Annotated in this window: 26 protein-coding genes and 1 pseudogene; 6 read left to right on the plus strand and 21 right to left on the minus strand. The window is 71.9% G+C overall.

Annotated elements, in window-relative coordinates; translation table 11 throughout:
- Positions 1 to 22 precede the first annotated feature (22 nt).
- Positions 23 to 400 (minus strand): hypothetical protein, encoded by a 378-nt coding sequence (locus tag ABEB00_RS02510; RefSeq protein WP_345617131.1) that lies wholly within the window; start codon positions 398 to 400, stop codon positions 23 to 25.
- Positions 401 to 708: 308 nt separating this feature from the next.
- Here ABEB00_RS02510 and ABEB00_RS02515 point away from each other — a divergent pair, with 308 nt between their 5' ends.
- Positions 709 to 1,755: a chitinase gene (locus ABEB00_RS02515; RefSeq protein WP_345617132.1), complete on the plus strand. Its 1,047-nt coding sequence runs from the start codon at positions 709 to 711 to the stop codon at positions 1,753 to 1,755.
- 38 nt (positions 1,756 to 1,793) lie between these two features.
- Here the strand turns inward: ABEB00_RS02515 and ABEB00_RS02520 are convergent, their stop codons facing one another.
- From ABEB00_RS02520 to ABEB00_RS02535, 4 genes are all read right to left on the minus strand, one after another.
- Complete coding sequence (locus ABEB00_RS02520; protein WP_345617133.1) at positions 1,794 to 2,399, minus strand: hypothetical protein; 606 nt, start codon at positions 2,397 to 2,399, stop codon at positions 1,794 to 1,796.
- A 7-nt stretch (positions 2,400 to 2,406) separates the two neighbouring features.
- Positions 2,407 to 3,606, minus strand: a complete 1,200-nt coding sequence (gene mqnC, locus ABEB00_RS02525; RefSeq protein WP_345617134.1) for a cyclic dehypoxanthinyl futalosine synthase — start codon at positions 3,604 to 3,606, stop codon at positions 2,407 to 2,409.
- Between the two features lie 89 nt (positions 3,607 to 3,695).
- Entirely contained in the window at positions 3,696 to 4,466 is a 771-nt protein-coding gene (locus ABEB00_RS02530; protein ID WP_345617135.1) for a prepilin peptidase, read from the minus strand.
- A gap of 231 nt (positions 4,467 to 4,697) precedes the next feature.
- On the minus strand, positions 4,698 to 5,546 hold the full coding sequence (locus ABEB00_RS02535; protein WP_345617137.1) for a menaquinone biosynthetic enzyme MqnA/MqnD family protein: 849 nt from the start codon (positions 5,544 to 5,546) through the stop codon (positions 4,698 to 4,700).
- 300 nt (positions 5,547 to 5,846) lie between these two features.
- On the opposite strand from ABEB00_RS02535, the gene ABEB00_RS02540 reads away from it, so the two are divergent.
- Positions 5,847 to 6,050 (plus strand): cold-shock protein, encoded by a 204-nt coding sequence (locus ABEB00_RS02540; protein ID WP_003974443.1) that lies wholly within the window; start codon positions 5,847 to 5,849, stop codon positions 6,048 to 6,050.
- A 126-nt stretch (positions 6,051 to 6,176) separates the two neighbouring features.
- Here ABEB00_RS02540 and ABEB00_RS02545 read toward each other — a convergent pair whose 3' ends face one another.
- A complete protein-coding gene (locus tag ABEB00_RS02545) occupies positions 6,177 to 8,108 on the minus strand; it encodes an AMP-dependent synthetase/ligase (RefSeq protein ID WP_345617138.1) in 1,932 nt (643 codons plus the stop codon).
- Between the two features lie 316 nt (positions 8,109 to 8,424).
- Complete coding sequence (locus ABEB00_RS02550) at positions 8,425 to 9,738, minus strand: acetyl-CoA C-acetyltransferase (RefSeq protein WP_345617139.1); 1,314 nt, start codon at positions 9,736 to 9,738, stop codon at positions 8,425 to 8,427.
- A gap of 96 nt (positions 9,739 to 9,834) precedes the next feature.
- Here ABEB00_RS02550 and ABEB00_RS02555 point away from each other — a divergent pair, with 96 nt between their 5' ends.
- Both ABEB00_RS02555 and ABEB00_RS02560 read left to right on the plus strand, forming a co-directional pair.
- Positions 9,835 to 11,130, plus strand: coding sequence for a 3-oxoacyl-ACP reductase (locus ABEB00_RS02555; protein WP_345617140.1), 1,296 nt, complete (start codon positions 9,835 to 9,837; stop codon positions 11,128 to 11,130).
- 1 nt (position 11,131) lies between these two features.
- The gene (locus ABEB00_RS02560; RefSeq protein WP_345617141.1) at positions 11,132 to 12,064 is read left to right on the plus strand and encodes a MaoC family dehydratase; all 933 of its coding nucleotides are present in this window, start codon (positions 11,132 to 11,134) and stop codon (positions 12,062 to 12,064) included.
- On the opposite strand, the gene ABEB00_RS02565 is transcribed toward ABEB00_RS02560, so the two are convergent.
- From ABEB00_RS02565 to ABEB00_RS02610, 10 genes are all read right to left on the minus strand, one after another.
- Positions 12,052 to 12,819, minus strand: a complete 768-nt coding sequence (locus tag ABEB00_RS02565; RefSeq protein ID WP_345617142.1) for a TetR/AcrR family transcriptional regulator — start codon at positions 12,817 to 12,819, stop codon at positions 12,052 to 12,054. The genes ABEB00_RS02560 and ABEB00_RS02565 overlap by 13 nt on opposite strands.
- Before the next feature lie 118 nt (positions 12,820 to 12,937).
- On the minus strand, positions 12,938 to 14,263 hold the full coding sequence (locus ABEB00_RS02570; RefSeq protein WP_345617143.1) for a dicarboxylate/amino acid:cation symporter: 1,326 nt from the start codon (positions 14,261 to 14,263) through the stop codon (positions 12,938 to 12,940).
- Between the two features lie 61 nt (positions 14,264 to 14,324).
- A complete protein-coding gene (locus ABEB00_RS02575) occupies positions 14,325 to 14,426 on the minus strand; it encodes a putative leader peptide (protein ID WP_345617144.1) in 102 nt (33 codons plus the stop codon).
- A 151-nt stretch (positions 14,427 to 14,577) separates the two neighbouring features.
- Positions 14,578 to 14,886 carry a DUF4229 domain-containing protein gene (locus ABEB00_RS02580; RefSeq protein ID WP_345617145.1) on the minus strand — a complete coding sequence of 103 codons (309 nt, stop codon included), beginning with the start codon at positions 14,884 to 14,886 and terminating at the stop codon, positions 14,578 to 14,580.
- Positions 14,887 to 14,982: 96 nt separating this feature from the next.
- Positions 14,983 to 15,507: a GNAT family N-acetyltransferase gene (locus ABEB00_RS02585; protein ID WP_345617146.1), complete on the minus strand. Its 525-nt coding sequence runs from the start codon at positions 15,505 to 15,507 to the stop codon at positions 14,983 to 14,985.
- Positions 15,508 to 15,574: 67 nt separating this feature from the next.
- Complete coding sequence (mqnE, locus tag ABEB00_RS02590; protein WP_345617147.1) at positions 15,575 to 16,738, minus strand: aminofutalosine synthase MqnE; 1,164 nt, start codon at positions 16,736 to 16,738, stop codon at positions 15,575 to 15,577.
- A 103-nt stretch (positions 16,739 to 16,841) separates the two neighbouring features.
- Positions 16,842 to 17,300, minus strand: coding sequence for an Lrp/AsnC family transcriptional regulator (locus ABEB00_RS02595; RefSeq protein ID WP_345617148.1), 459 nt, complete (start codon positions 17,298 to 17,300; stop codon positions 16,842 to 16,844).
- Positions 17,301 to 17,395: 95 nt separating this feature from the next.
- Positions 17,396 to 18,067 (minus strand): UbiX family flavin prenyltransferase, encoded by a 672-nt coding sequence (locus ABEB00_RS02600; protein ID WP_345617149.1) that lies wholly within the window; start codon positions 18,065 to 18,067, stop codon positions 17,396 to 17,398.
- A 108-nt stretch (positions 18,068 to 18,175) separates the two neighbouring features.
- Positions 18,176 to 19,081: a menaquinone biosynthesis prenyltransferase MqnP gene (gene mqnP, locus ABEB00_RS02605; protein WP_345617150.1), complete on the minus strand. Its 906-nt coding sequence runs from the start codon at positions 19,079 to 19,081 to the stop codon at positions 18,176 to 18,178.
- Positions 19,078 to 20,529, minus strand: coding sequence for a menaquinone biosynthesis decarboxylase (locus ABEB00_RS02610; RefSeq protein WP_345617151.1), 1,452 nt, complete (start codon positions 20,527 to 20,529; stop codon positions 19,078 to 19,080). The genes mqnP and ABEB00_RS02610 overlap by 4 nt, the downstream gene beginning before the upstream one ends.
- Before the next feature lie 68 nt (positions 20,530 to 20,597).
- On the opposite strand from ABEB00_RS02610, the gene ABEB00_RS02615 reads away from it, so the two are divergent.
- Complete coding sequence (locus ABEB00_RS02615) at positions 20,598 to 20,972, plus strand: PLD nuclease N-terminal domain-containing protein (protein WP_345617152.1); 375 nt, start codon at positions 20,598 to 20,600, stop codon at positions 20,970 to 20,972.
- 397 nt (positions 20,973 to 21,369) lie between these two features.
- Positions 21,370 to 21,972: a TetR/AcrR family transcriptional regulator gene (locus ABEB00_RS02620; protein WP_345617153.1), complete on the plus strand. Its 603-nt coding sequence runs from the start codon at positions 21,370 to 21,372 to the stop codon at positions 21,970 to 21,972.
- A gap of 11 nt (positions 21,973 to 21,983) precedes the next feature.
- Here ABEB00_RS02620 and ABEB00_RS02625 read toward each other — a convergent pair.
- The 4 genes and pseudogenes from ABEB00_RS02625 to ABEB00_RS02640 all read right to left on the minus strand — a co-directional run bounded on the left by ABEB00_RS02625 (position 21,984) and on the right by ABEB00_RS02640 (position 26,402).
- Positions 21,984 to 22,450: pseudogene (locus ABEB00_RS02625) on the minus strand (hypothetical protein).
- A gap of 262 nt (positions 22,451 to 22,712) precedes the next feature.
- A complete protein-coding gene (gene ccsB / locus ABEB00_RS02630) occupies positions 22,713 to 23,810 on the minus strand; it encodes a c-type cytochrome biogenesis protein CcsB (protein WP_345617154.1) in 1,098 nt (365 codons plus the stop codon).
- Positions 23,807 to 25,630 (minus strand): cytochrome c biogenesis protein ResB, encoded by a 1,824-nt coding sequence (gene resB, locus ABEB00_RS02635; protein ID WP_345617155.1) that lies wholly within the window; start codon positions 25,628 to 25,630, stop codon positions 23,807 to 23,809. Before resB ends, ccsB begins: the two co-directional genes overlap by 4 nt.
- A 4-nt stretch (positions 25,631 to 25,634) precedes the next feature.
- Positions 25,635 to 26,402, minus strand: coding sequence for a cytochrome c biogenesis CcdA family protein (locus ABEB00_RS02640; RefSeq protein WP_345617156.1), 768 nt, complete (start codon positions 26,400 to 26,402; stop codon positions 25,635 to 25,637).
- Between the last annotated feature and the right edge of the window lies 1 nt (position 26,403).

The following is a 26,403-nucleotide window of genomic DNA, read 5'->3' on the forward strand; positions in this document are numbered from 1 at the left end:
CATGGGGTGGCTGCGGTCCCGGTCAGTCGGCGGTCGCGGAGGCGGCCGGGGCGGAGGCGGAGCCGGTGGCGGCACCGGAGGGAGCGGAAGTACCGGAGGGAGCGGAAGTACCGGAGGGACCTGAGGTACCGGCGGGAGCGGAGCCGGTGGCGGCGCCGGACGGGCGGCCGCTGGGCAGCCCCCTCGGGGGTGCGCCGCCCTCGGGCCGCAGGCCCCCGCCGGGCGCGGAACCGTCCGCGCCGCCTCCGGCGAAGGGCAGCAGCGAGGACGGGTTGATCGACGTGCCGATGCCCATGAAGGCCATGCCCAGCACGATCGCGTACCCGAAACAGACGACACCGACGAGCAGGCCGATCCGGCGCAGCAGCCTGGCCCGGCGTCCGGAGTTGTCAACGAACACAGGACCGTCAACCGCCGCGGCGGACCCGTTGCCGCGTTTGCGGCGGCGACCGCGCACGGCGGCGCGGCTTTCGATGGCAGGCTCGGAATGCATTCTCCGGATATTAGGGAGTGTTCATGTGACGAAATCTCTGCCTTTCTTGTGCGGAGCCGGTGAGAAAAGGCCGAAGCTGTCACTGAGCTGAGAAAGTCGGGGAGTTGGCGGTACTTTGCCCAGGATGGACACAGTCCTGTGTGGCACCTTGCCGATTCGGGAACACGTTTTGTTTCCGTCCTGAGACATGAATCTTGAGAGCGGGAGCGTACGCGATGAGCCGTCCACGAAAGTCCGCGGCCGGGTTGGCCTGTCTGTTCGCCCTGGCAATCGCGGGCTGTTCCGCCGGAAGCGGCGGGACGGGCGGCGGGGAAGCGGGCGGCGGTACGGCGGACTCGGCGCCCTCGGCCACCTCGGACCCGTCCGGCGGCGCGGGCACGTCGAGCACGGCGTACGCCCCGTACGTCAGCGCCACCACGGCCTCCGCCCTGGACGCCGCGGGCTCCCCGGCGACGTACAACCTGGCGTTCGTGATCTCCGACGGCGGTGACTGCACTCCCCGGTGGAACGGCAGCCACGCCCTCGACGACTCCTCGGTGGCCTCCCGGATCGAACAGCTCACCGACGACGGCGCCACCGTCCGCGTCTCCTTCGGCGGCGCCTCCGGCAAGGAACTGGCGGCGGTCTGCGGCAGCGCCCGGGCGCTGGCGGAGGCGTACGGCGAGGCGCTGGACGCGGCCGGTGGTGCCACACTGGCCGACTTCGACATCGAGGGCGACGAACTGACCGACTCCGCCTCGGTCGCCCTGCGTTCGGAGGCGATCGCGCTGCTCCAGGCCGAGCGCGAGGACCTCGACGTCACCTTCACCCTCCCGGTCATGCCCGCCGGCCTCGACGACGACGGCATCGCCCTGCTGGAGTCCGCCAACGACCACGGCGTACAGGTCTCCACGGTCAACCTCATGACCATGAACTACGGCGAGTCCTACGGCGGCGACATGGGCGACTACGCGCTGACCTCCGCCGAGGCCGCCCACACCCAGCTCCGGAAGGTCTTCGGCTCCTCCGCCGCGGCCGCCTGGCGGGGCATGGCGCTCACCTCCATGCTCGGCGTCAACGACGTGGCCGGTGAGACGTTCACCCTCGCCGACGCGGCCGAGGTGCGCGCGTTCGCCGAGGAGAAGGAGATCGCCTGGGTGTCGATGTGGTCCACGTTCCGCGACCGGAGCTGCGGCGGCGACTCCGGCGCGGACGACGCGGCGACCGACTGCAGCGGGGTGACGCAGGAGGACGGGGCGTTCGGGGAGGCGTTCGCGGGCTGAGTCCGGCGGGTTTGGTGAGTCCGGCGGGTCCGTCCGGTTCAGCGGCGGCGGTAGGTGATGCGCCCCTCGACCACGGTCGCCACGCAGGTCGCGGCGCCTCGTACGGCCAGCGCGGCCTCGTCGGGGACGTCGAAGACGGCGAACCGGGCGGCGGACCCGCTCTGCCGCGGGTCGGCGAACACCGCCGGCCGGCCGCACGCGTACGGGTCGAGCGAGACCGGCCCTTCGGGGCGTCCGGAACGGCCCACGATCCCGATGCCGGAGCGCCGTACGGCGTCCCGCACCGCGCGGCTGCGCAGCTCGCCGCAGGCCACCGCCACCGTGCCGTGGCGCAGCAGGCGCTGGATGCCGCGCCGGGCGCTCGCCGCGAGGCGGGCCGCGTCCGGCGCGAGGGCCGCGAAGGCGGCACCGGTCAGCGGCTCGGTGCCCAGCGCGCCGGCCTCCCGCGGGTCCGGATGGTAGGTCTCCTCCAGCAGTTCGTCGCCGTAGAGGCTGACCAGGCCGGGGGTGAGGATGCCCGGCCACTGGCGCACCCGGGCCCGCGGACGCGCGGCGGCCAGTTCCTCCAGGGTGCCCGCCGCGTCGATCCACGCCCCCTTGACGGCGAGCGCCCGGCCCCTGGAGTCCGCGTGGATCGTCAGCACGGCCGGGTCAGTTGGGGGCGAGGAGCTTCAGCTCGGGGTGAGCCGTGCCGCCCTCGATCGCCGTGGAGGAGATGTGCGAGACGACCCGCTCGTCCACGGGGTCGTTCGCCGGGTCGTCGTGCACGACCAGGTGCTCGTAGGTGGTGGCGCGCTGCGCCGGGACCCGGCCCGCCTTGCGGATCAGGTCGATGATCTCCAGCCGGTTGGAGCGGTGCTTGGCACCGGCCGAGGAGACCACGTTCTCCTCCAGCATGATCGAGCCGAGGTCGTCGGCGCCGTAGTGCAGGGAGAGCTGGCCGACCTCCTTGCCCGTGGTCAGCCACGAGCCCTGGATGTGGGCCACGTTGTCGAGGAAGACGCGGGCGATGGCGATCATCCGCAGGTACTCGAACAGGGTGGCCTGGGTGCGGCCCTTCAGGTGGTTGTTCTCGGGCTGGTAGGTGTACGGGATGAAGGCGCGGAAGCCGCCGGTGCGGTCCTGCACGTCCCGGATCATGCGCAGGTGCTCGATGCGCTCGGCGTTGGTCTCGCCGGTGCCCATCAGCATCGTGGAGGTCGACTCGACGCCCAGGCCGTGCGCGACCTCCATGATCTCCAGCCAGCGTTCGCCGGACTCCTTCAGCGGCGCGATCGCCTTGCGGGGGCGCGCGGGCAGCAGCTCCGCGCCGGCTCCGGCGAAGGAGTCGAGCCCGGCGGCGTGGATGCGCTCGATCGCCTCCCGCACGGACACCTTGGAGATCCGGGCCATGTGCTCGACCTCGCTCGCCCCCAGGCTGTGGATGACGAGCTGCGGGTACTCCTTCTTGATGGCCGCGAAGTGCTGCTCGTAGTACTCGACGCCGTAGTCCGGGTGGTGGCCGCCCTGGAACATGATCTGGGTGCCGCCGAGTTCGACGGTCTCCGCGCAGCGGCGCAGGATGTCGTCGAGGTCGCGGCTCCAGCCCTTCGCGGTGTCCTTGGGGGCCGCGTAGAAGGCGCAGAACTTGCACGCCGTGACGCACACGTTCGTGTAGTTGATGTTCCGCTCGATGATGTACGTCGCGATGTGCTCGGTCCCGGCGTACCGCCGCCTGCGTACGGCGTCGGCGGCGGCGCCCAGCGCGTGCAGCGGGGCGTCGCGGTAGAGGGCCAGAGCTTCTTCGGGGGTGATCCGCCCACCGGCGGCGGCGCGGTCGAGGATGGGCTGAAGGTCGGCCTTCTCGGTCACCGGGCGTCCCTTTCGTCAAGGGTTGTGGACAGATCGTCCCGTGTGGACGGACCGAACCAGCCTACGCCAGCCGCTCACCCCCACCGACGTCAGGCCGTGAAGGCCCCGACCAGCAGCCCGAGGAAGGCCCCCGCGATCAGGAACGGCCCGAAGGCGATCTGCGTACGGCGTCCCGCGCGCCGCGCGACGACGAGCGCCCCGCCGTACGACGCGCCGAGCAGGAACCCGGCGAAGGTGCCGAGCAGCAGCGTCGGCCAGCCGTACCAGCCGAGCACCGCGCCCGCCCCGAGGGCCAGTTTCACGTCCCCGAAGGCCAGGCCCTCGGGGTTGACGAGGAAGAGCGCGAAGTAGCCGGCGCCCAGTGCGAGGGTGCCGAGCAGGGCGGTGGTCCACCGGCCGGCGTGCTCCGGCAGCAGCGCGGCGAGGCCGAGCAGGACGAGGGCGGCGGCGGCCAGCGGCAGGGTGAGCGGGTCGGGCAGCCGCCGTACCCGGATGTCGATCAGCGTCAGCAGCACCGCGGCCGGTGCGAGCAGCAGCCAGACGGCCAGTTCGGGCCGGGTGCCGGTGGCGGCGGCCAGCGCCGCGCAGACGAGGGCGGTGACGGTGGCGGGGACGGCGGCGCCTGGCCCGTACCCGGCGCCGCGGGCCGCTCCCGCGGGGGCGCCCGGTCCGCACTCCTCGCAGCGGGCCGGGCCCAGCCAGCCCCGGACCGGGTGCCCGGCCGGGCAGTCCGCCCGCCAGTCCTCCCCGGAGGGGGCGGAGAACCGGTAGGCCGCGCGCGGCAGCAGCGAGCCCGCCGCCGCGCCCCAGAGCGCGGCCACGACGAGGAGGACCAGGTCGATGGCCAGTCCGATGTTCATCCCGTCAGCCCACTCGTCCGTCAACCCACTCGTCCGTCCGCCCACTCGTCCGCCCGTCGGCCCGGAACTCCTCGTCGGGCGCGAGGTGCGGGTGCACGATCCTCACGGCGCACGAGCAGGCGGCAGGGCCCCGCGGCCGTGGGCTCGTCGACCTCCAGCGGGCGCATGGCGTCCACCCCTCCCCCGTACGCCGGAACCTGCCAGCAGGGTAGTGGGCCGTCGGGACGCCGCTCAGGGCTGGAGCAGATCCACCCGCACGTCCGCCGGGAAGCCGGTGGTCGGGCCGACCCGGCGGGCGAACTCCCTGACCGCCGCGAGCTGCGGGGCGCCGAAGCGGAAGTCGAGGGTGGTGAAGTACTGCGCGAGGGTCGCCTCGTCGAAGTCCTCCCAGCGGGCGGCCTGCTCGGCGACCTTGTCGACCTCTTCCAGGGAGAGGTTGCGGGAGGCGAGGAACGCCTCGTGCACCTTGCGCGTGATGACCGGCTCACGCTCGGCGTACTCGCGCCGGGCGGCCCAGACCGCGAAGACGAACGGCAGTCCCGTCCACTCCTTCCACAGCGCGCCCAGGTCGTGCACGTCCAGGCCGAAGCGGGGCCCGTCGAGCATGTTGGCGCGCAGCGCCGCGTCCCCGATCAGGACCGCCGCGTCGGCCTCCTGCATCATCAGGCTGAGGTCGGGCGGGCACGTGTAGTAGTCCGGCCGCACGCCGAAGCGCTCGGCGAGCAGGAGCTGGGCGAGGCGGACCGAGGTGCGCGAGGTCGAGCCGAGGGCGACCCGGGCGCCGTCCAGTTTCTCCAGCGGGACCTGCGAGACGATCACGCAGCTCATCACCGGACCGTCGCAGCCGACGGCGATGTCGGGGAAGGCGACGAGCTGATCGGCGTGCTTGAGGTACTCGACCAGGGTGATGGGGCCGATGTCGAGTTCGCCGTGCACCAGCCGCTCGCTGAGCTTCTCCGGGGTGTCCTTCGTCAGCTCGAAGTCGAGGAGCGTGCCCGTTCTCGCGAGCCCCCAGTAAAGGGGCAGGCAGTTCAGGAACTGAATGTGGCCGACGCGCGGCCGGGTGCGAGAATTGTCCACATCGTGAGGCTAGCCCTCACCCGCGCCCGGCCCGGCGGCGACCCCCGCCGGCCCCCGGCTGTCGGCCGGACGCCCCGGACGTTCAAACATTCGGGTGAAGTGATCTTGTTCCCTGTTGCTTTCGGGTGCCCGCATGCTAGGCTCGTCGCAAGTTGCAGTTTGGTTTCCCTTGCAGTACAGAGCCTGCGGAGCATGTGACCGCGGGCTCTCGTCATTCTCAGACGTATGCAGTTGTGCGGAGTTCGTCTTCACACTTGCTGGTTCTGGAGCAGGGCAACCCTTTGGGCCCAAGGAGGGCTTATGGCTACCGGAACCGTGAAGTGGTTCAACGCCGAAAAGGGCTTTGGTTTCATCGCCCAAGAAGGCGGCGGCCCCGACGTCTTCGTCCACTACTCCGCGATCAACGCTCAGGGGTTCCGTTCCCTTGAGGAGAACCAGCAGGTGTCTTTCGACGTCACTCAGGGTCCGAAGGGCCCGCAGGCGGAGAACGTCACCCCGGTCTGATCTGATCCTCTGATCCGGATCGTGTGCAGTACCCAAGGAGCCCCACGCCTTCCGGCGACGGGGCTCCTGCCTTTGCTCCGGACACACCGGGCCCTCCGGACGCACCGGACCCTCCGGACGCGGTGCTCACTCCGTCGCGTACAGGCCCTCCACCGCGTCCGCGAAGTCCCGCATGATCGCCTCCCGGCGGAGCTTCATCGACGGGGTCAGATGACCCTCCGCCTCGGTGAAGTCCCGGGGCAGTACGGCGAAGCGGCGGATGGACTCGGGGCGGGAGACGAGCTTGTTGGCCTCCTCGACCGCCCGTCCCAGCACGGCGCGCACCTCCTCGTCGCCGGTCAGCAGCTCCGGCGGCACCGGGTGCTTGCCGTTCATCCGGCGCCAGTGGGTGATGCCCTCGGGGTCGAGGGTGAACAGGGCGCTGACGTAGGGGCGGCGGTCGCCCAGCACCATGCACTGGGAGATCAGCGGATGGGAGCGGAGCCAGTTCTCCAGCGGCGCCGGCGCCACGCTCTTGCCGCCCGCCGTGATCAGCAGCTCCTTCTTGCGGCCGGTGATCGTCAGATACCCCTCGTCGTCCAGGCTGCCGAGGTCGCCGGTGGCGAACCAGCCGTCGGGGGCGGCGGGCACCACCCCGCCCGCCTGCGGGTCCCAGTACCCGTGCAGGACCTGCTCCCCGGCGATCAGGATCTCGCCGTCGCCCGCGATCCGGACCCGGGTGCCCGGCAGCGGCCAGCCCACCGTGCCGAGCCGGGGTTTGAGCGGCGGTGTCACGGTCGCCGCAGCCGTCGTCTCGGTCAGCCCGTACCCCTCGAAGATCTCGATGCCCGCGCCGGCGTAGAACGCGGCCATCCGGCGGCCCAGCGGGGAGCCGCCGCAGATGATGTACCGGACCCGGCCGCCCATGGCGTTGCGTATCTTGCGGTAGACCAGCGGGTCGTAGAAGGCGCGGGCCGTCTTCAGGGCCCGGCTCGGGCCGCCGCCGGTGCCCGTCTGGCGGGCCTCTAAGGCTTCCCCGTAGCGCACGGCCGTCACCGAGGCGCGGTCGAAGGCGGTGGCCCGGCCGGCCGACTCGGCCTTGGCGCGGGCGGTGTTGAAGACCTTCTCCAGCATGTACGGGATGGTCAGCAGGCAGGTCGGCCGGAACGCCCCCAGGTCCGGCAGCAGTTCCGCCGCCTTCAGACTCGGGGCGTGGCCGAGGCGGACCCGGGCGCGGACGCAGGCGACGGCGACCATGCGGCCGAAGACGTGGGACATGGGCAGGAAGAGCAGGATCGACGGCTCCTCACCGGTCGTCGACCTGAAGACCGGGTAGAGCAGCTCGATGGCGTTGTCGACCTCGGCGAAGAAGTTGCCGTGGGTGAGGGCGCAGCCCTTGGGGCGGCCGGTGGTGCCGGAGGTGTAGATCAGGGTGGCCAGCGTGCTCGGGCTCAGCATGCCCCGGCGGACGGCGACCTCCGCCTCCGGGACCCGCTCGCCCAGTTCGGCCAGCCGCACCAGGTGGTCCTTCGCCATCACCCAGACGTGCCGCAGGTCGGGCATGCGGTCCAGTTCCGGGCCGAGCGCCGCCGCCTGCGCGGTGGTCTCGGTGAGCAGCGCCACCGCGCCGGAGTCCTGGAGTATCCACCGGGTCTGGAAGACCGAGGAGGTCGGGTAGACCGGGACGGTGACCAGTCCGGCGGCCCACGCGGCGAAGTCGATCAGGGTCCACTCGTAGGTGGTGCGGGCCATGACGGCGACCCGGTCGCCCGGCATCAGGCCCTCGCCGATCAGGCCCCTGGCCAGCGCCAGCACCTGGGCGGCGAAGTCGGCCGCCGTGACGTCGTCCCAGCGTCCCTCGGGCGAGCGGCGGCTGAGGACCACCTGGTCCGGGACCGCGCTCGCGTTGTCGAACGGCAGCTCGGCGAGGGAGCCGTGCCGCACCGGCGGGGCGAACGGCGGTACGTACGCCTCCCGTACGGCTCCGTCCAGCCGTCGCGTCTCGGGCTCCACCAGGGTCGGGGCGGGCGCGTCGAGGTACGCGGCGGACGCGGCGAAGGAGGGAAGCGGAGTGGACACGGGCGGCTCCTGGGACGTGCGGCGGCGGCTCTGCCTGCCGCATGAACGTACGCGCCTCGTACCGAGGCGGTCACCGGTCTGCTCCCGGTGACCGCGGGGGACGGGCGCGCGGGCGGTCGGTCCGGGGATCGTACGGGGCCCTCGTGGGGGGTTGGTGCGGGTTCCGGGATCTTCCGGCGCCGGGGGTGTGCAATTCCGGGGGCTACCTGCCAGTAGGCCCGGTTTGCCCGCCCGTGGTCACCTGTGCCGGTCGGTGGTCACTATGCCGGTCGGTGGTCGCCGGTGCCCGCCGATGGTCACCTGTGCCCGTCGGCGCTCAGCTTCGTTCCAGTATGGCCGTCACCCCCTGGCCACCGGCCGCGCAGACGGAGATCAGACCGCGCCCCGGGCCGCCCCGTTCGGCCAGCAGTTTCGCCAGAGTCGCCACGATCCGGGCGCCGGTCGCGGCGAAGGGGTGGCCGGTGGCGAGGGAGGAGCCGGCCACGTTCAGCCGGGCGCGGTCCACGGGCCGCAGGCCCCGCTTCTCCCAGGCCGCCAGCGTGGCCAGCACCTGGGAGGCGAACGCCTCGTGGATCTCGACCAGGTCGAAGTCCTCGATGCCGTACCCGGCCCGCTCCAGCAGTCGCGGGACGGCGTACGCCGGGGCCATCAGCAGGCCGTCCTCGCCGCCGGCGACGTCCCCGCCCACGAAGTCGACGGCGGCCGTCTCGTACACGGTCAGGTACGCGAGCGGCTCCAGCCCCCGGGCCGCCGCCCACTCCTCGCTCGCGAGCAGGACCGTCGCCGCGCCGTCGGTGAGCGGGGTGGAGTTGCCGGCCGTCATGGTCGGCCCGGGGCCGGACAGGCCGAACACCGGCTTGAGGGCGGCCAGTTTCTCCGGCGTCGACCCGGGGCGCAGGTTCTGGTCGCGCTGCAGGCCCCGGAACGGGATCACCAGGTCGTCGAAGAAGCCGCGGTCGTAGGCGGCCGCGAGGCGCTGGTGGCTGGTGGCGGCCAGCGCGTCCTGGTCCGCGCGCGCGACACCCCAGGCGCGGGCGGTGACGGCGGCGTGCTCGCCCATCGACAGGCCGGTGCGCGGCTCGGCGTTGCGCGGGATGTCGGGGACCAGATGACCGGGGCGCACCTTGGCGAGGGCCTTCAGCCGGGCGCCGGCCGACTTGGCGCGGCGGGCCTCCAGCAGGATGCGGCGCAACGCGTCGTTGACGCCGAGGGGCGCGTCGCTGGCGGTGTCCGCGCCGCCCGCGACCGCCGACTCGGTCTGCCCCAGGGCGATCTTGTTGGCGGCGGCGATCACGGCCTGGAGTCCGGTGCCGCACGCCTGCTGGAGGTCGTAGGCGGGGGTACGGGCGTCCAGCGTGGAGCCGAGGACCGTCTCGCGGGCGAGGTTGAAGTCACGGCTGTGCTTGAGGACCGCGCCGGCGACGAACTCGCCCACCGCGCCGGGCTCCTCAAGGCCGAACCGCTCGGCCAGTCCGTCCAGGGCGGCGGTCAGCATCTCCTGGTCGGAGGCGGTGGCGTAGGGGCCGTCGGAGCGGGCGAAGGGGATGCGGGTGCCGCCGACGACCGCGACGCGGCGGACCCGGCGCTCGCCCGGGAGGCGGCGGACCCGGGGGTCCTCAAGGGAACTCATCTCGGCCTGCTCCTCCACGACGACACGCTCGGCGGCATAGCATTACCTCCAGTAACCTTACTCCAGAGTAAGCATCTTGGAAGCAGGGAGTCACCAATGGCCGACCGCTATCTGAGCTTCACCGGCACGGGACCGGGCCGCTTCCTGACCCGGCGGCTCGGCCTGCCGCAGCCGGCGCCGCTCATCCGCTTCTCGCCCGAGCACCCCGCCCTCGACGGCGACGTGCTCCTGCTGACCGCCGGCAAGTCCGGCCTCGACCTGTCGGCCGCCGTGCCGGCCTCGGCCGACTCCTCCCGGCGGGCCGCCGCCGCGGTCCTGGACGCCACCGGGGTCCGGGACACCGACGGCCTCGCCGACGTGCACGCGGCACTCCACCCCGCCCTGCGGACGATCACTGCGGGCGGGCGGGTGATCGTGCTCGGCGCGCCCCTCGACGCCGCCGACCACCACCAGGCCGCCGCCCAGCAGGCCCTGGAGGGCTTCACCCGCTCCCTGGGCAAGGAGATCGGCCGGGGCAGGACCGTCAACCTCGTCCGGCTCACGGACCCGGCCGCCGCCGCCTCCACCCTGCGTTTCCTGCTCTCCCCCAAGTCGGCCTACGTCAGCGGCCAGGTGATCGAGGTCGGCGCGGGAGCGCTCACCGCCCCGGACGACCCCGACCACCCCCTCGCGGGACGCACCGCCCTGGTCACCGGCGGCGCGCGCGGCATCGGCGAGGCGGTCGCCGCGACGCTGGCCCGGGACGGCGCCCGGGTCGTCGTCCTCGACGTGCCGCAGGCCGAGGCGGACGCCCGGCGGGTCGCCGAACGGCTCGGCGGCTCGGCCCTCGCCCTCGACATCACCGCCGTCGACGCGGGCGACCGGATCGCCGCCGCGCTCCCGGACGGGCTGGACGTCCTCGTCCACAACGCGGGCATCACCCGGGACCGGCGGCTGGTCAACATGGACGCCGGCCGCTGGAGCCAGGTCCTCGACGTCAACCTGGCCTCCGTGCTGCGCACCACCGACGCCCTGCTGACCTCGGGGGCGCTGCACCCCGGCGGCCGGATCGTGGCCACGGCGTCCATCGCGGGCCTGGCCGGGAACGCCGGGCAGACCAACTACGGGGCCAGCAAGGCCGGGATCGTCGGCCTGGTCCGCTCGCTCGCGCCACGCGCGCTCGCCGAGCACGGGGTGACGGTGAACGCGGTCGCGCCGGGCTTCATCGAGACGAGGATGACGGCCGCGGTCCCCCTGTTCATCCGCGAGGCGGGCCGCCGGATGAACTCGCTCGCCCAGGGCGGCCTGCCGGTCGACGTCGCCGAGACCACCGCCTGGTTCGCCCACCCCGGCTCGGGCGCCGTCAACGGCCAGGTCGTACGGGTCTGCGGCCAGAGCCTGCTGGGGGCGTGACGTGACCGCCCCCGCGCACACCCCGCGCACACTGTCGAGCGCGCCCGCTCTCACGCCCCTGCTCGCCCGGGGCGCCCTGCTCTCCCCCTTCAAACGCCCCGCCCCCGACGCCCCCTTCCCCCGCGCCCGCCTCACGCTGCCCGGCGTGCGCGTCGACCTCGCCAGACTGGCGGCGTACGAGCGGGTGTGCGGTTTCCCGGTCGGGGAGGACGCGCTCCCGATCACGTATCCGCACCTCATGGGCTTTCCGCTGGCCATGCGGCTGATGAGCGGCCGGGACTTCCCGCTGCCGCTGCTCGGGCTGGTCCACACCTCTCTCGACGTCACCCGGCGCACCGCGCTGCCGTCCGGCGCGGAGTACGAACTCACCGTGCACGTGGCCGGGCTGACGCCGCACCGGCGGGGCACCGAGGCCGCGGTCGTCACCGAGGCACGCACCGGCGGCGCCCTCGTGTGGGAGTCGCGCAGCACCTACCTGGCCCGGCACCGGACGGACACCGGCGCCACCGGGAGCACCCGGCCCGCGCCCCAGACGGCGACAGCGCCCGCAGCGGCCTCGGCGCCCGAGCCACCGCCCGTGCCCGCGCCACCGCCGGCGTCCGAGCCGCTGCCCGCGCGCGCCGAGTGGCGGCCGGCCGGGGACCTCGGCCGCCGGTACGGTGCCGCCTCCGGCGACCGCAACCCGATCCACCTCCACCCGCTCACCGCCCGCCTGTTCGGCTTCCCCCGGGCCATCGCGCACGGCATGTGGACGGTGGCCCGGTGCCTGGCCGAGCACGGGACACCCGACGCGGCGGTGGTACGGGCCCGGTTCCTCGCGCCGGTGCCGCTGCCGGGGACGGTGACGTACGCGGCGGACGGCGGCCGGTTCGAACTGCGCGGCACGGGCGGGCGCGCCCGCCTCCACCTGACCGGGGAGGTCTACCCGGCCTGAGGGGCGGCCGCGGCGACGGGCTCGACGGCCGCCTCCGGCGCTGCCGCAGGCACTGCCGCAGGGCCCGCGTGCCGCTCCCCCTCGGCGTCCCTCTCCGCGTCCCCCTCCGCGTCCTCCTCGGGCGCGGTCCACGGCAGGTCGGCCATGAGGTTGCCCAGGCCCGCCCAGGCGAAGTTCATCAGGGTCGCCGCCGCCTGCTTCGCGGTGACGCCCTCGGTGGCGCCCGCCCAGTCGGCGAGCGACTCGGCGGCGCCGACCAGGGCCTCGGCCAGCCCGGCCACCTCGTGCTCGGGCAGGTCCGGGTCCCGGTGCGCCTCACGGGCCGCCGCGGCGATGAGCTGCGTCACGAACGCGACGATCTCCTCGCGCATCGCGGCGACCTCGGCGGCGAACGGCTCGCCGTGGGTGCGGGCCTGGAGGTGCAGCACGGCCCAGGCGTCCGGATGACGGGCGGTGTGCGTGAAGAACGCCCGCAGCCCGGACCAGAGCTGGCCGTCGGCGGAGAGCCCCGGGCGGACCCCGGCCCGCACCGCCTCGGTCAGGGCCGCCGCCTCGCGGCGGATACAGGCGGTGAAGAGGTCTTCCTTGGAGTTGAGGTACAGGTACACCAGCGGCTTGGAGACGCCCGCCAGTTCGGCGATCTCGTCCATCGACGCGGCCATGTAACCGCGTTGGCCGAAGGTGCGCACGGCGGCGTCCAGCATCTGCTGTTCGCGCACGGCCCGCGGCATCCGCTTCGTTCTCCCGACACCCATACGCTTCAGCGTACGGTCCTCCGGCCGCGGCGGGCACGGCGAGGCCCCGCGCGGAAACACGATCCACGCGGGGCCGGCGGTCCTGGGCGCGACCGGCCGGGCCGGTCGCGGGGCGGGGTCAGACGGCGGCGCCCACCGGCTCCCTGTCCTGCGGCTCGGGGGCGCGCTCGGACTCGATCTCGTCCAGCGGCGAGCTGTGCGCCTCGTTGTACGCCTTGTGGTCGAGCAGGCCCTCGCGGGCGGAGACCAGGACCGGGACGAGCGCCTGGCCGGCCACGTTCGTGGCGGTCCGCATCATGTCCAGGATCGGGTCGATCGCGAGGAGCAGGCCGACGCCCTCCATCGGCAGGCCCAGCGTGGACAGCGTCAGGGTCAGCATGACGGTGGCGCCGGTGAGGCCGGCCGTCGCGGCCGAGCCGACCACCGAGACGAACGCGATCAGCAGGTAGTCGCCGATGCCCAACTGGATGTCGAAGATCTGCGCGACGAAGATCGCGGCGATCGCCGGGTAGATCGCGGCGCAGCCGTCCATCTTGGTGGTCGCGCCGAACGGCACGGCGAAGGAGGCGTACTCCTTGGGGACGCCGAGGCGCTCGGTGACCTTCTGGGTGAGCGGCATGGTGCCCACCGACGAGCGGGAGACGAAGGCGAGCTGGATCGCGGGCCAGGCGCCCTTGAAGAACTGCAGCGGGTTGACCTTGGCGACGCCGGCCAGCAGCGCCGGGTAGACCCCGAAGAGCACGATCGCGCAGCCGACGTAGATGTCGGCGGTGAAGGTGGCGTACTTGCCGATCAGGTCCCAGCCGTAGGTGGCGATGGCGTAGCCGATCAGGCCGACGGTGCCGAGCGGGGCCAGGCGGATGACCCACCACAGGGCCTTCTGGAGGAGTTCGAGGACGGACTCGCTCAGGGTGAGGATCGGCTGGGCCTTCTCGCCGAGCTGGAGCGCGGCGATACCGGCGACGGCGGCCATGAAGACGATCTGGAGCACGTTCAGCTCGGTGAACGGCGTGATCACGTCGGTGGGCACGATGCCGGTGAGGAAGTCGAGCCAGGAACCGGTGTGGTCGGGCTTCGCGCCGTCCTTGGGCGTGAGGCCGGTGCCGGAGCCGGGGTTGGTGAGCAGGCCGATGGCGAGACCGATGGCGACCGCGATCAGCGAGGTGATCATGAACCACAGGAGGGTGCGGGAGGCCAGGCGGGCCGCGTTGTTGACCTTCCTGAGGTTGGTGATCGAGACCAGGATCGCGAAGAAGACGAGCGGGGCGACGGCCAGCTTCAGCAGCCCGATGAAGATGCCGCCGATCTTCTCCAGGGTGGTGACCAGCCAGGAGATGTCCTGGTCGCGGGCGAGCCAGCCCAGCAGGACGCCCAGCACGAGGCCGGCGATTATCTGGGCCCAGAAGGGCACCTTGAAGGACTTCAGGGGTGAGGACACGGACATGCTCCGAAGGGGGACGGGGCGCGCGAGGCCGACGTGACGGGGGTGCGGGAAGCGGGGACGGTCAGGGGCGACAGTTGGCGGACGCGCACCGGCGGAGGTCCACGTGCAGCCGCGCCACGAGCGCGACGCTCGGGGACATCTGGGGTGCGGCTGCTGACTTCATGCGGACGACTTTAACACCAATGCTTTGAGAGGCCCATAGCCTGACTTTGAGAGGTCGGGGACCGCTTCCTCCCGCACAACACAAAGCGCCCCGGTCTCCCATGGGTTCGGAGAACCAGGGAGACCGGGGCGCTTTGCGCGCGTGACGGAGGTTACGAGGTCTGGCCCCGCGCCGGCGTCCGGGCGGCGGCGTCGTCCTCGGCGTCCTCCTGGCTGCGGTTGGCGTCCAGGTTGGCCTTCATCCGGTCCACCCTGTGCACGACCTGCACGGAGGCCCGGTCGCGCTCCTTGCGCAGCGCGACGAAGCTGATGGGGGCCGAGATCACCAGGGCGAGCAGGACGATCCACATGCCGTTGGAGTCGCCGAGGGCGCTCGGGAAGAGCCCGGCGTAGACGAGGCCCCAGACGACCACGAGGCAGGCCACGAAGATCCCGAGCCGCATGAGCGTGTAACGGAGCATCTCAATCCACTCTTCCGTTTCTGGCACAAAGAGGCACCGTCCAGTGAAGCACGCCCGGCCACCGCCACCGAAGGGGGGTGCGCGGGGGTACGGGGCTCAGGACAGCGGGAGCAGCATGATCACGTCGTCGCGGTCGTCGCCCGGGGCGACGCGGATCGCGTCGGGGACCCGGCCGACCTCCTTGTAGCCGCAGGAGGCGTAGAACCGCTCCAGGCCGAGGCCGCCGCGGCAGGTCAGGCGGATCGCCTCGATGCCGTCGAGGGAGCGGGCCGCGGCCGCGGCGGCGGCCATCAGGTCCCGGCCGTATCCCCGGCCCTGGAGGCGGGGGTGCACCATCACCGTGTACAGCCACAGCCAGTGGCCCATCAGGCGGTGGGTGTTCAGGGCGAGGAAGGCGGTGGCGGCCACCCGGCCCGCCTCGTCGTGCCCGACGAGGAGCCGGGTGCGGCCCTCGGCCATGGCCACGAGGTGCTTGACCAGTGCCGGGCGTATCTCCTCGCGGGTCACCGGGGGGACGAAGCCGACCGAGCCGCCCGCGTTGCTGACGTCGGCCCACAGGTCGAGGACCCCGTCGCGCAGGGCAGGGTCCACGGCCGGGTCGAGGGTGAAGGTAAGAGGCACGGAAGTAGCCTAGCCCTTACACCTTGGCGGGGTCACCCTCGTCGCCCCGGTACGGACGTCCCGTGGGTCACACCCGCATCGGCTGCGGCGACTCCCGGCGCAGCGGGTCCGGGCCGTCGAACTCGCGGATGATCTCGTAGCGGGTGTTCCGCTCCACCGGCCGGAACCCGGCGTCGCGGATCAGGTCCAGCAGGTCGTCGCGGGTCAGCTTGTTCGGCGTGCCGTAGTTGTCGGCGTCGTGCGTGATCTTGTACTCGACCACCGAGCCGTCCATGTCGTCGGCGCCGTGCTGGAGGGCGAGCTGGGCGGTCTGCACGCCGTGCATGACCCAGAACACCTTGACGTGCGGCACGTTGTCGAAGAGCAGCCGGGAGACCGCGAAGGTCTTCAGCGCCTCGGCGCCGGTCGCCATCTGGGTCCGGGCCTGGAGCCGGTTGCGGACCTTGCCGTCCTTCATGTCCACGAAGTCGTGCTGGTAGCGCAGCGGGATGAAGACCTGGAAGCCACCCGTCTCGTCCTGGAGTTCGCGCAGGCGCAGCACGTGGTCCACCCGGTGGCGGGGCTCCTCGATGTGCCCGTACAGCATGGTGCACGGGGTCTTGAGCCCCTTCTCGTGCGCCAGCCGGTGGATGCGGGACCAGTCCTCCCAGTGGGTGCGGTGGTCCACGATGTGCTGCCGGACCTCCCAGTCGAAGATCTCGGCGCCGCCGCCGGTGAGGGACTCCAGGCCCGCGTCGATCAGCTCGTCGAGGATGTCGCTCGCGCTCATCCCGGAGATCGTCTCGAAGTGGTGGATCTCGGTGGCCGTGAACGCCTTGAGCGACACCTCCGGCAGGGCGGCCTTCAGCTCCCTGAGCGAACGCGGGTAGTAGCGCCAGGGCAGGTTCGGGTGCAGCCCGTTGACGATGTGCAGCTCGGTGAGGTTCTCGCCCTCCATCGCCTTGGCGAGCTTGACCGCCTCCTCGATCCGCATCGTGTACGCGTCCTTCTCCCCCGGCTTGCGCTGGAAGGAGCAGTACGCGCAGGACGCGGTGCACACGTTGGTCATGTTGAGGTGGCGGTTGACGTTGAAGTGGACGACGTCGCCGTTCTTCCGCGTCCGCACCTCGTGCGCGAGGCCGCCGAGCCAGGCGAGATCGTCCGACTCGTACAGCGCGATGCCGTCCTCGCGGGTCAGCCGCTCACCGGCGTGGACCTTCTCCTCCAGCTCGCGCTTGAGCCCGGCGTCCATGCGATACCTCTTTCCGTGTCGGTCCCCTGAACCGTACGCCCGGCAGGGCCGGCCCCCCGCGCCCGGGGAGGCCGGACCCTCCGGCCTGGGCCACTTCTCCGCCCTACGCCACTTCCTCGGGGAGCTGCCCGACCCGGTTCTCCCACTTGGTGGAGAGCACGATCGTGGTACGGGTGCGGGAGACGCCCTTGGTGCCGGAGAGCCGGCGGATGATCCGCTCCAGGCCGTCCACGTCGGTGGCGCGCACCTTGAGCATGTAGGAGTCGTCGCCGGCGATGAACCAGCAGTCCTCGATCTCCTGCTGTTCCTTCAGCCGCTGGGCGACGTCCTCGTGGTCGGCGGCGTCCGAGAGCGAGATGCCGATCAGCGCGATGACGCCGAGGCCGAGCGAGGCGGAGTCCACCGTGGCCCGGTAGCCGGTGATGACGCCGGCCGCCTCCAGCCGGTTGATGCGGTCGGTGACACTGGGTCCCGACAGGCCGACGAGGCGTCCCAGCTCCGCGTACGAGGCCCGGCCGTTCTCCCGCAGAGCCTGGATGAGCTGCCTGTCCACCGCGTCCATGCGATCGAAGCCTTCCGATGAATGAGGTCTGAGATCCGGAGTGTGGGGGGTGGGTGTCGCGTGTGCCCACAAGGGCGTACGGGGGGGCTGGGGCGTCAGTCGGTACGCGCCCCGCCGAGATCGCCGCGCCAGCGGCGGTAGAGCCGGTGCTCGACGCCCACCGCGTCCAGGACGCGTCCGGCGACGAAGTCCACCAGGTCCTGGAGGTGCGTCGCCCCCGCGTAGAAGGCCGGCGAGGCGGGCACCACGCGGGCGCCCGCGTCGTCCAGCGCCACCAGGTGCCGCAGGACCACACCGTCCAGCGGGGTCTCCCGGACGGCCACGACCAGCGGGCGCCGCTCTTTGAGGGTGACGCTCGCCGCCCGCTGCAACAGGTCCTTCGACAGCCCGAGCGCGACCCCCGCGACACACGCCGTGGACGCGGGCACGATCAGCATCCCCTTGGCGCGGTACGACCCCGAGGACGGCCCCGCCGCGAGGTCGCCCGCGCTCCAGTGCCGTACGCCGTCGAGGTCGACGTCGAAGGTGTCCGGCTTGCCGTCGGCGCCGCGGGTCAGCCATTCCCGCAGGTCGTCCCGGTAGTGCGCGTCCCGGAAGGCGATGCCGGTCTCGTCCAGCAGGGTGAGCCGCGAGGCCCTGCTGACCACCAGGTCGACGCTCTCACCGGCGGCGAGCAGGGCACGCAGCACGGCGGCGGCGTACGGCGTACCGGAGGCTCCGGACACCCCCACGATCCAAGGCGTGCGCTGCGTTTTTCCTGCGTTCACGTCTTGAGCGTACCGGGGAACGGCCGGGTGCTCAGGACCGGTCGGCGGCCTCGGGGTCCACCGGGGCGATGCGCCGGACGTGCGGGCGGTCCCCGGGCCGCCCGGTGATCAGACGGTCAGCCCCCGGACCAGCAGGTCCAGCAGCGCGCACCCGAACAGGGCGATGCCGATGAAGCCGTTGACGCTGAAGAACGCCCTGTTGAGGCGGGTCAGGTCGTGCGGGCGGACGAGGGTGTGCTCGTAGCCGAACGCGCCCGCGACGATCACCAGGCCGAGCCAGAAGAAGGCACCGGCGCCGGTGGCGAGGGCGTACCAGACGAAGAGGGCCGTCGTCACCGCGTGGCAGGCGCGGGCGCCCCAGATCGCGGCCGGGATGCCGAAGCGCGCCGGAACCGAGCGGACGCCGACCTCGCGGTCGGTCTCCACGTCCTGGCAGGCGTAGATCAGGTCGAAGCCGCCGATCCAGATGCCCACCGCGAGGCCGAGCACGACCGCGTCCCAGGACCACTCGCCGGTGATGGCGAGCCAGCCGCCGATCGGCCCCATGGCCTGCGCGAGAGCGAGGATGGCCTGCGGGAAGTTGGTGAACCGCTTGCCGTACGGGTACACCACCATCGGGATCACGGCGACGGGCGCGAGGGCGAGGCAGAGCGGGTTGAGCAGCGCCGCCGACCCGAGGAAGACGACGACGGCGACGAGCGCGCCCACCCAGGCGTGCCTGACCGACATCGCGCCGGTCACCAGCTCGCGGTGGGCGGTGCGCGGGTTCCGGGCGTCGATCTCCCGGTCGATGATCCGGTTGACGGCCATCGCGAAGGTGCGCAGGCCGACCATGCAGACGGTCACCAGGAGCAGCCGGCCCCAGTGGATGTTCCCGTCCAGCTCGTACATCGCCGTGAGGGCGGCGATGTAGGCGAAGGGCAGCGCGAAGACCGAGTGTTCGATCATCACCAGGCGCAGGAACGCCTTGGTGCGCCCCGGCTGCCGCGGTAGCGCGGCGGAAGCCGACGTCACAGTCCGTACTCCTTCCAGCGGCGGTCGACCGTCGCCGCCGTCTCGGGGTCGGACAGCACCATGTCCGGCCAGCCCCCGTCCCGGGTGTACCCCTCCTCGGGAAGCTTCCTCGTCGCGTCGATGCCCGCCTTGCCGCCCCAGAACTGCTGGTAGGAGGCGTGGTCGAGGTGGTCGACCGGGCCTTCGGCGACGGTGAGGTCGCGGGCGTAGTCGGTGTTGCCGAGCGCGCGCCAGGCGACCTCGTGCAGGTCGTGGACGTCGCAGTCGGAGTCGACCACCACGATCAGCTTGGTGAGGGACATCATGTGCGCACCCCAGATGGCGTGCATCACCTTCTGGGCGTGTTTGGGGTACTTCTTGTCGATCGACACGATCGCACAGTTGTGGAAGCCGCCCGCCTCCGGGAGGTGGTAGTCCACGATGTCCGGCACGATGATCTTCAGCAGTGGCAGGAAGAACCGCTCCGTCGCCCGTCCCAGCGGCCCGTCCTCGGTCGGCGGGCGTCCGACCACGATCGACTGGAGCAGCGGGCGCCTGCGCGTGGTCACGCAGTCGATGGTCAGCGCCGGGAACGGCTCCTGCGGCGTGTAGAAACCGGTGTGGTCGCCGAACGGCCCCTCGGGCAGCGTCTCGCCGGGCTCCAGCCAGCCTTCCAGTACGACCTCGGCGTGCGCCGGGACCTGGAGCGGCACGGTCTTGCAGTCGACCATCTCGATCCGCCTGCCTTGCAGGAAGCCGGCGAAGAGGTACTCGTCGATGTCACCGGGGAGCGGGGCGGTGGAGGCGTACGTCACGGCCGGCGGGCAGCCGAAGGCGATCGCGACCGGCAGCCGCTCGCCCCTCCTGGCCGCCACCTGGTAGTGGTTCCGGCTGTCCTTGTGGATCTGCCAGTGCATGCCGATGGTGCGCTTGTCGTGGCGCTGGAGGCGGTACAGGCCCAGGTTGCGCACGCCCGTCTCCGGGTCCTTGGTGTGGGTGAGCCCCAGGTTGAAGAAGGAGCCGCCGTCCTTGGGCCAGGTGAAGAGGGCGGGCAGCCGGTCGAGGTCCACGTCGTCGCCGGTGAGCACGGTCTCCTGGACCGGTGCCTCCTTGACCTTTTTCGGCGGCAGGTGCGTCATCGCGCCGAGCTTGCCGAACGCCTCGCGGATGCCGACGAACCCCTGCGGCAGTTCGGGCCGCAGCAGTCCGCCGATCTTGTCGGAGATGTCGCCGTACGACTTCAGGCCGAGCGCCTTGAGCAGGCGGCGGTCGGTGCCGAAGACGTTCATCGCCAGGGGCAGGTCGGAGCCCTTGACGTTCTCGAAGAGCAGGGCGGGGCCGCCGGCCTTGTTCACCCGGTCGACGATCTCCCCGACCTCCAGGTACGGGTCGACCTCGGCCTTGACACGCTTGAGGTCGCCCTCGCGTTCCAGTGCCCTGAGCAGGGAGCGAAGATCGTCGTAAGCCATGGGGTCCAGTATCCCCGAGCGGCTACGCTGGCCCGGTACCGCCCACCGCTTTCGCTGGAGAGGCCCCAATGCTGCGGGTGCTGATGTTCCTCGTGCCGCTGGCTCTGAGCGTCTACGCGTTCATCGACTGCATCAGCACGAGGGACGAGGACGTCCGGCACATCCCGAAGCCGCTGTGGGCGATCCTCGTCCTCCTCTTCCCCCTGGTCGGCTCCCTCTCGTGGCTCATCGCGGGCAAGAAGCGGCAGCCGGCCGGCGCCCCGGGGCGTCCCCGGAGCCGGGGCGGGTGGGTCGCCCCCGACGACAACCCCGACTTCCTCAAGTCACTGGGCGAGGAGAAGGACGGGCGGGCGGACCGGGCGAAGGACGGCGAGAAGCGCCGGGAGACGGACCGGGAGCGGGACGGGGAGAAGGACCGGGGCGAGGAGCCCAAGGGCGAGTGAGGGGCGCCGGAGCGGCGGCGGCCCGGGTCCCTGCCGGGCGCGACCGGTCGCGGAACTCCGGCCCGCGCAGCAGTTCGGCGTGGACCACCTTCACGGCGACGAGCCGTCCGCCCGGCGAGCGGCCGAGGTGAACGCCCGCCCAGCACGGAGGCCGAGCGACCACCCGAACGCCCAACCCATCTGACCCGCGGCGTTCGGCGCACCGCGCGCAGCGAACAGCCGGGCCCGAGGCCGCACGCTCCCCCCGACCGCACGACACCCACGGGCCCGACCGCCCACCAGTCTGAAGCAACGCCCGCCACATGGGAAGGACTTTCTAGAAGTGGGTTCTAGTACCGGCCTCCCAGGCCGTGTTCTACGCTGACGCCCACCGCACGACACCGGAGGAAAGCCGCCGATGAGCCCCAAGCAGCAGCGCGGCGAGGCCACCGCCGACCTCCTCCTCGACGCGGCGCTCAGCCTCTACGCCGAGTCGGGCGAACAGGGCGTCACCGTCAGCGCCGTCACCCGCACCAGCGGGGTCAGCCTGGGCAGCCTCTACCACCACTTCGGCAGCCTGGACGGCCTGCTCGTCGCCCTCACGGAACGCTGGACGCGCCGGCTGCTGGAGCAGTTGGTCACCGCGCTGATGTCCGCGGACACCGCCCGCGCGGGAATCCGGGCGGTGGTCGAGGCGTACCTGGACTTCGTCCGGGTCCACCCGGGCGCCGCGCTGCTCATCCACTCCCCGCACGCCGACGCCCGCATGCCGGCCAAGGGCGAGGAGGTACGGGAGACGCAGGCCCCCTCGGTGTCGGCGCTCGCGCTGTGGGCGCGGCCCCGCGTCGAGGCGGGCGAACTCGCCGCGCTCCCGCAGCCCCTGCTGGAGACCCTGGTCCTGGGCCCGGTCGTCGCCCTCGCCCGGCGCTGGCTGGCCGGCATCCACGACGTCGACCTCGACGAGGCGGTCCGGGTCCTCCCCGACCGGATCTGGCGGTCCGTCAGCGCGGACCCGTCCTGACCGCTCCCGGATCAGCCGTCACCGAAGATCGCCTCGGCCTCCGGCACGGTGACGGCACGGGTGAGCCACTGGCGGAGGAGGTCGGGGTCGGCGCATTCGGTGACCCGCCCGCGGACCTCGTCGGAGACGGCGAGACCGCGCTGCTCCAGAACGAGGAGGACGTCCTCGGCCCGGCTTTGAGCGCGCAGCTCGTCGGAGATGTAGGACTTGTAGAAGGAGAGGTCCACGGCCACCAGGTTCCTCCAGGGGTGCTTGGCCGGGCGGTTGCCCAAGCCCTGGGGCCCTGCTCGGCCGTCTCGAAGCGCAGGAGGGTGTCCACCCGGCGTTCGACGGGGCTGGTCTCGGTGAGGTCGGTCGGCAGGGCCGTCGCGCTGACGGGTGCGGGGATGTCCACACCGAGGTAGCGCGAGACCCGGCTGAACAGACCCGGGTCGTGCTGGAAGATGCGGTGCATCGCCTCGTGAGGCGGGCTGACCATGAGGTTCCTTCACTGGACGGACGACCGGCGGCGGTGCGGCCGGGCCCGCGACGGTGGCGGGGCGGACGCGTGTCTGCGGTCGGATTGCGCCGAGCGTAGGGGAGTTGAGGGGTCCGGGTTCAAGCCCGGCCGCTGATGTTCACCCAAGTAAGTGAGACCGCGGCAGGGGCGCCTGACTGCGACGAAGGCCGGTTTCCATGACGGGAGTCACGACAACCGGCCTTCGGGGCGGAGAACGATGGCGGAAGCAGAACCGGCTCGGCTACACGCCCGCGTAGGAGTGCTTGCCGGAGACGAAGATGTTGACGCCGTAGTAGTTGAACAGCCAGCAGCCGAAGGCGATCAGGGCCAGATAGGCGGCCTTGCGGCCCTTCCAGCCCGCGGTGGCGCGGGCGTGCAGGTAGCAGGCGTAGGCGACCCAGGTGATGAAGGACCAGACCTCCTTGGGGTCCCAGCCCCAGTAACGGCCCCACGCGTCGCCCGCCCAGATCGCGCCCGCGATGATCGTGAACGTCCACAGCGGGAAGACGGCGGCGTTCACCCGGTAGGCGAACTTGTCCAGGGAGGACGCGGCGGGCATCCGGTCCAGGACGGAGTCGGCGAACCGGCCGGGGGTGCCGCCGGAGGCGAGCTTGTTCTCGTACGAGTCCTTGAACAGGTACAGGAGCGTGGTGACCGCGCCGACGTAGAAGACCGCGCCGCACAGGATCGCCGTGGAGACGTGGATGTAGAGCCAGTACGAGTGGAGGGCGGGGACCAACTGGTCGCTGGCGGTGTACAGGACGGTGACGGCGAGACCGAGATCGAGCAGGACCGTGATGATCAGCGGCAGTCCGAGCCAGCGGATGTTCTTCTTCAGCGCCATCAGCACCAGGTACACGCCCACGGCGACCGTGGAGAAGGTGATGCTGAACTCGTACATGTTGCCCCACGGCGCCCGCTGCACCGAGAGCGCGCGCGCGAGCACACCGCCGCATTCGATGAGGAAGGCGAGCACGGTGAGCGAGATGGCGATCCGCCCGTAGAGGTCGCCCTTCTCGGTCCCGCCGTGCGCGCCGGGCCCGTCGGGCACGTCACGGGAGCCGGCCGCCGCGCGCACGACGACCTTCGGCCGCTCCAGTACGGCGGTGCCGCCGGCCTTGTTCACGGTGACGGCCGGGCCGGCCTTGGCGGCGCCCTCGGAGGTGAGCGCGGCGGCGGTACGGCCCACCTTGCTGCGCCCGCCGAGGATCCACTCGGCGATGTAGGCGAGGAAGGCGAGGGTGTAGACCGTCATCGCGCAGTAGATCAGCGTGTTGCTGGTGTTCGCGAGGTTCTCGTTGGTCGCGGCGGCCAGTTGGGTCGCGTCGGCGAGAGTCACTTCTTCTCGTCCCTCTCGGCAGGTACGGCGGTGGACTCGGCGGGTACGGCGGATACGGCGGATACGGCGGATACGGCGGTGGACTCGGGGGTGTCGGACGGGTCGGGCGCCGCGGGCGCGTACCCGGGTGCCTGCTCGTACAGGATCGCGGCGAGATCGCCGAGTTCCTCGGGGACCTTGGCGGACTCGCTGCGGCCGAGGCCGGCCATCTCCACGACCGTGACGCCGTCGGCGCCCCGCACCGCCCGCACCCACACCCGGCGGCGCTGGATGAACAGGGAGCCGGCCAGGCCGAAGATGGCGGCGATCGCGCCGCCGAGCGCCCAGCCGCTGGCGGGCTGGGCGGTGACCTGGAAGCCGGCCCACTCCTGGATGCCGTCGAAGGTGACCGAGCCGTTGCCGCCCGGGAGCGTCATGGTCTGGCCGACCTTGAGCTGCTTCTTGTACAGGTCGCCCGCGGAGTCCTTGAACTCCTTCAGGTTCTTGTCGTCGAGCTGGTAGACGCTCTGCGGGATGCCCGAGTCGACACCGAGGTCGCCGTGGTAGGCGGAGAGGGCGAGCATCGGGTTGAGCAGCCCCGGGAAGGTGGAGAGCATCGTGGCGCCCTTGCCGCCGTAGGACGGCAGGAAGAAGGCGTTGAAGCCGAGCTGCTCCTTCTCCCCCTCGGCGTTGCGGTAGCCGTCCATGACCTTGATGGCGCCGGAGGAGGTCACGTTGGAGTCGAGCGGCAGCAGCGCCACGGCCTCCTTGTCCATGACCACCTTGCCGTCGGCGTCCCTGACGGTGACGATCGGCGCGTAGCCGTGGCTGACCAGGTACACCTTGGAGCCGTCGATCTCCAGCGGCTCGTTGACCTTGACCGTGGTCTTCTTCTCGCCGCCGTAGGCGCCCTCGCTGTACGTGAGGTGCGCCTCGTAGGTCCGGGGGGTGCCGCGGTTGGGTCCGGTCGGCTCGTAGGTGCCCCTGAAGTCCTTCAATTCGAAGCTGAAGGGGGCGAGGTCGTCCTGGTCGAAGAGGTTGCCGGACTTGAAGTCGTCGTACTGGGTGAGCGTGTTGGAGAAGCCGTCGCCCTCCAGGACCAGCTTGTTGCCCTCGTACTTGAAGAGCTGGCCCCAGGCGAAGGCGGTCAGCATCACGATCAGCGCGATGTGGAAGGCGAGGTTGCCGGCCTCCCGCAGATAGCCCTTCTCGGCGGCGACGGCGTCACCGGTCAGGTGGGCGCGGAAGCGGCGCTTCTTCAGCAGCGTGAGCGCGGCCTCGCGGATCTGCTCGGGCTCGGCCTCGGTCCGCCAGGTGGTGTAGGCGGGCAGCCGGGTCAGCCGGCGGGGCGCGCCCGGCGGGCGGCCGCGCATCTGGCCGACGAACTGCCAGGTGCGCGGGACGATGCAGCCGATGAGGGAGACGAAGAGCAGGATGTAGATCGCCGAGAACCACACCGAGCTGTAGACGTGGAAGAGGCCCAGCTTGTCGTAGACCGGGGCGAGCAGGTCGTGGTCCTTGCGGAACTGCTCGACCTTGGTGGCGTCGACGCCCGTCTGCGGGATCAGCGAACCGGGGATGGCGCCCAGCGACAGCAGCAGGAGCAGCAGCAGCGCGACCCGCATCGAGGTGAGCTGGCGCCAGAACCAGCGGAACCAGCCGAGCACGCCCATGGCGGGCAGGTGCGCCGGCTCCTCCTTCGGCGCGGTGGAGAGCTGCGAGCCGGCGGCGCCCAGTTCCTGCTCGTCACCGGTTCCGGTATCCGAACCGGAGCCGGAGCCGGAACCGGCACCGGTTGTCGGCGTGTCGCCGGGCCGCCCGGTCTTCGAAGTCAGGCTCATCGCGTCAGATCCCTACCGTGAAGCCGTTGGACCAGGTCTGTGTCTGCTGCACGATGCTGTCCCACGCGCCGGTCAGCAGCAGCAGCCCGGTCGCGATCATCATGACGCCGCCGATGCGCATCACCCAGACGTAGTGGCGCTTGACCCAGCCGAAAGCGCCCAGCGCCTTGCGGAAGGCGATCGCGGCGAGCACGAAGGGCACGCCTAGGCCGAGGCAGTAGGCGACGGTGAGTATGGCGCCGCGCTCCGCGCTGGCCTGGTCGGAGGAGAGCGCGAGGACCGAGGCGAGGGTCGGGCCGATGCAGGGTGTCCAGCCGATGCCGAAGAGGGCGCCGAGCAGCGGGGCGCCGATCAGCCCGGTCGTGGGCCGCCGGTGGAAGCGGTACTCCCGCTGGTTCAGCCACGGCATCAGGCCCATGAAGAAGACGCCCAGGACGACCATGAGGACGCCCAGCACCTTGGTCAGGACGTCGCGCTCCTCCTGGAGCGTCTGGCCGAAGAAGCCGAACAGCGCCCCGCCGGAGACGAACACGACGGTGAAGCCCAGGACGAACAGGGAGGCCCCGGCCGCCATCCGGCCGCGCCGGGCCTCGGCCAGGTCGGTACCCGTGACGCCGGTCACGTAGGACAGGTAGCCGGGGACGAGGGGCAGGACGCAGGGCGAGAAGAAGGAGACGAGGCCGCCGAGCAGGGCGATCGGCAGGGCGAGCAGCAGGGCGCCGCTGCGTACGGTCTCGCCCGGGTCCGCGGCGAGCGTGGAGACTGCGCTCACG

The organism is Streptomyces ziwulingensis, from assembly GCF_039542605.1.
GTDB lineage: Bacteria > Actinomycetota > Actinomycetes > Streptomycetales > Streptomycetaceae > Streptomyces > Streptomyces ziwulingensis.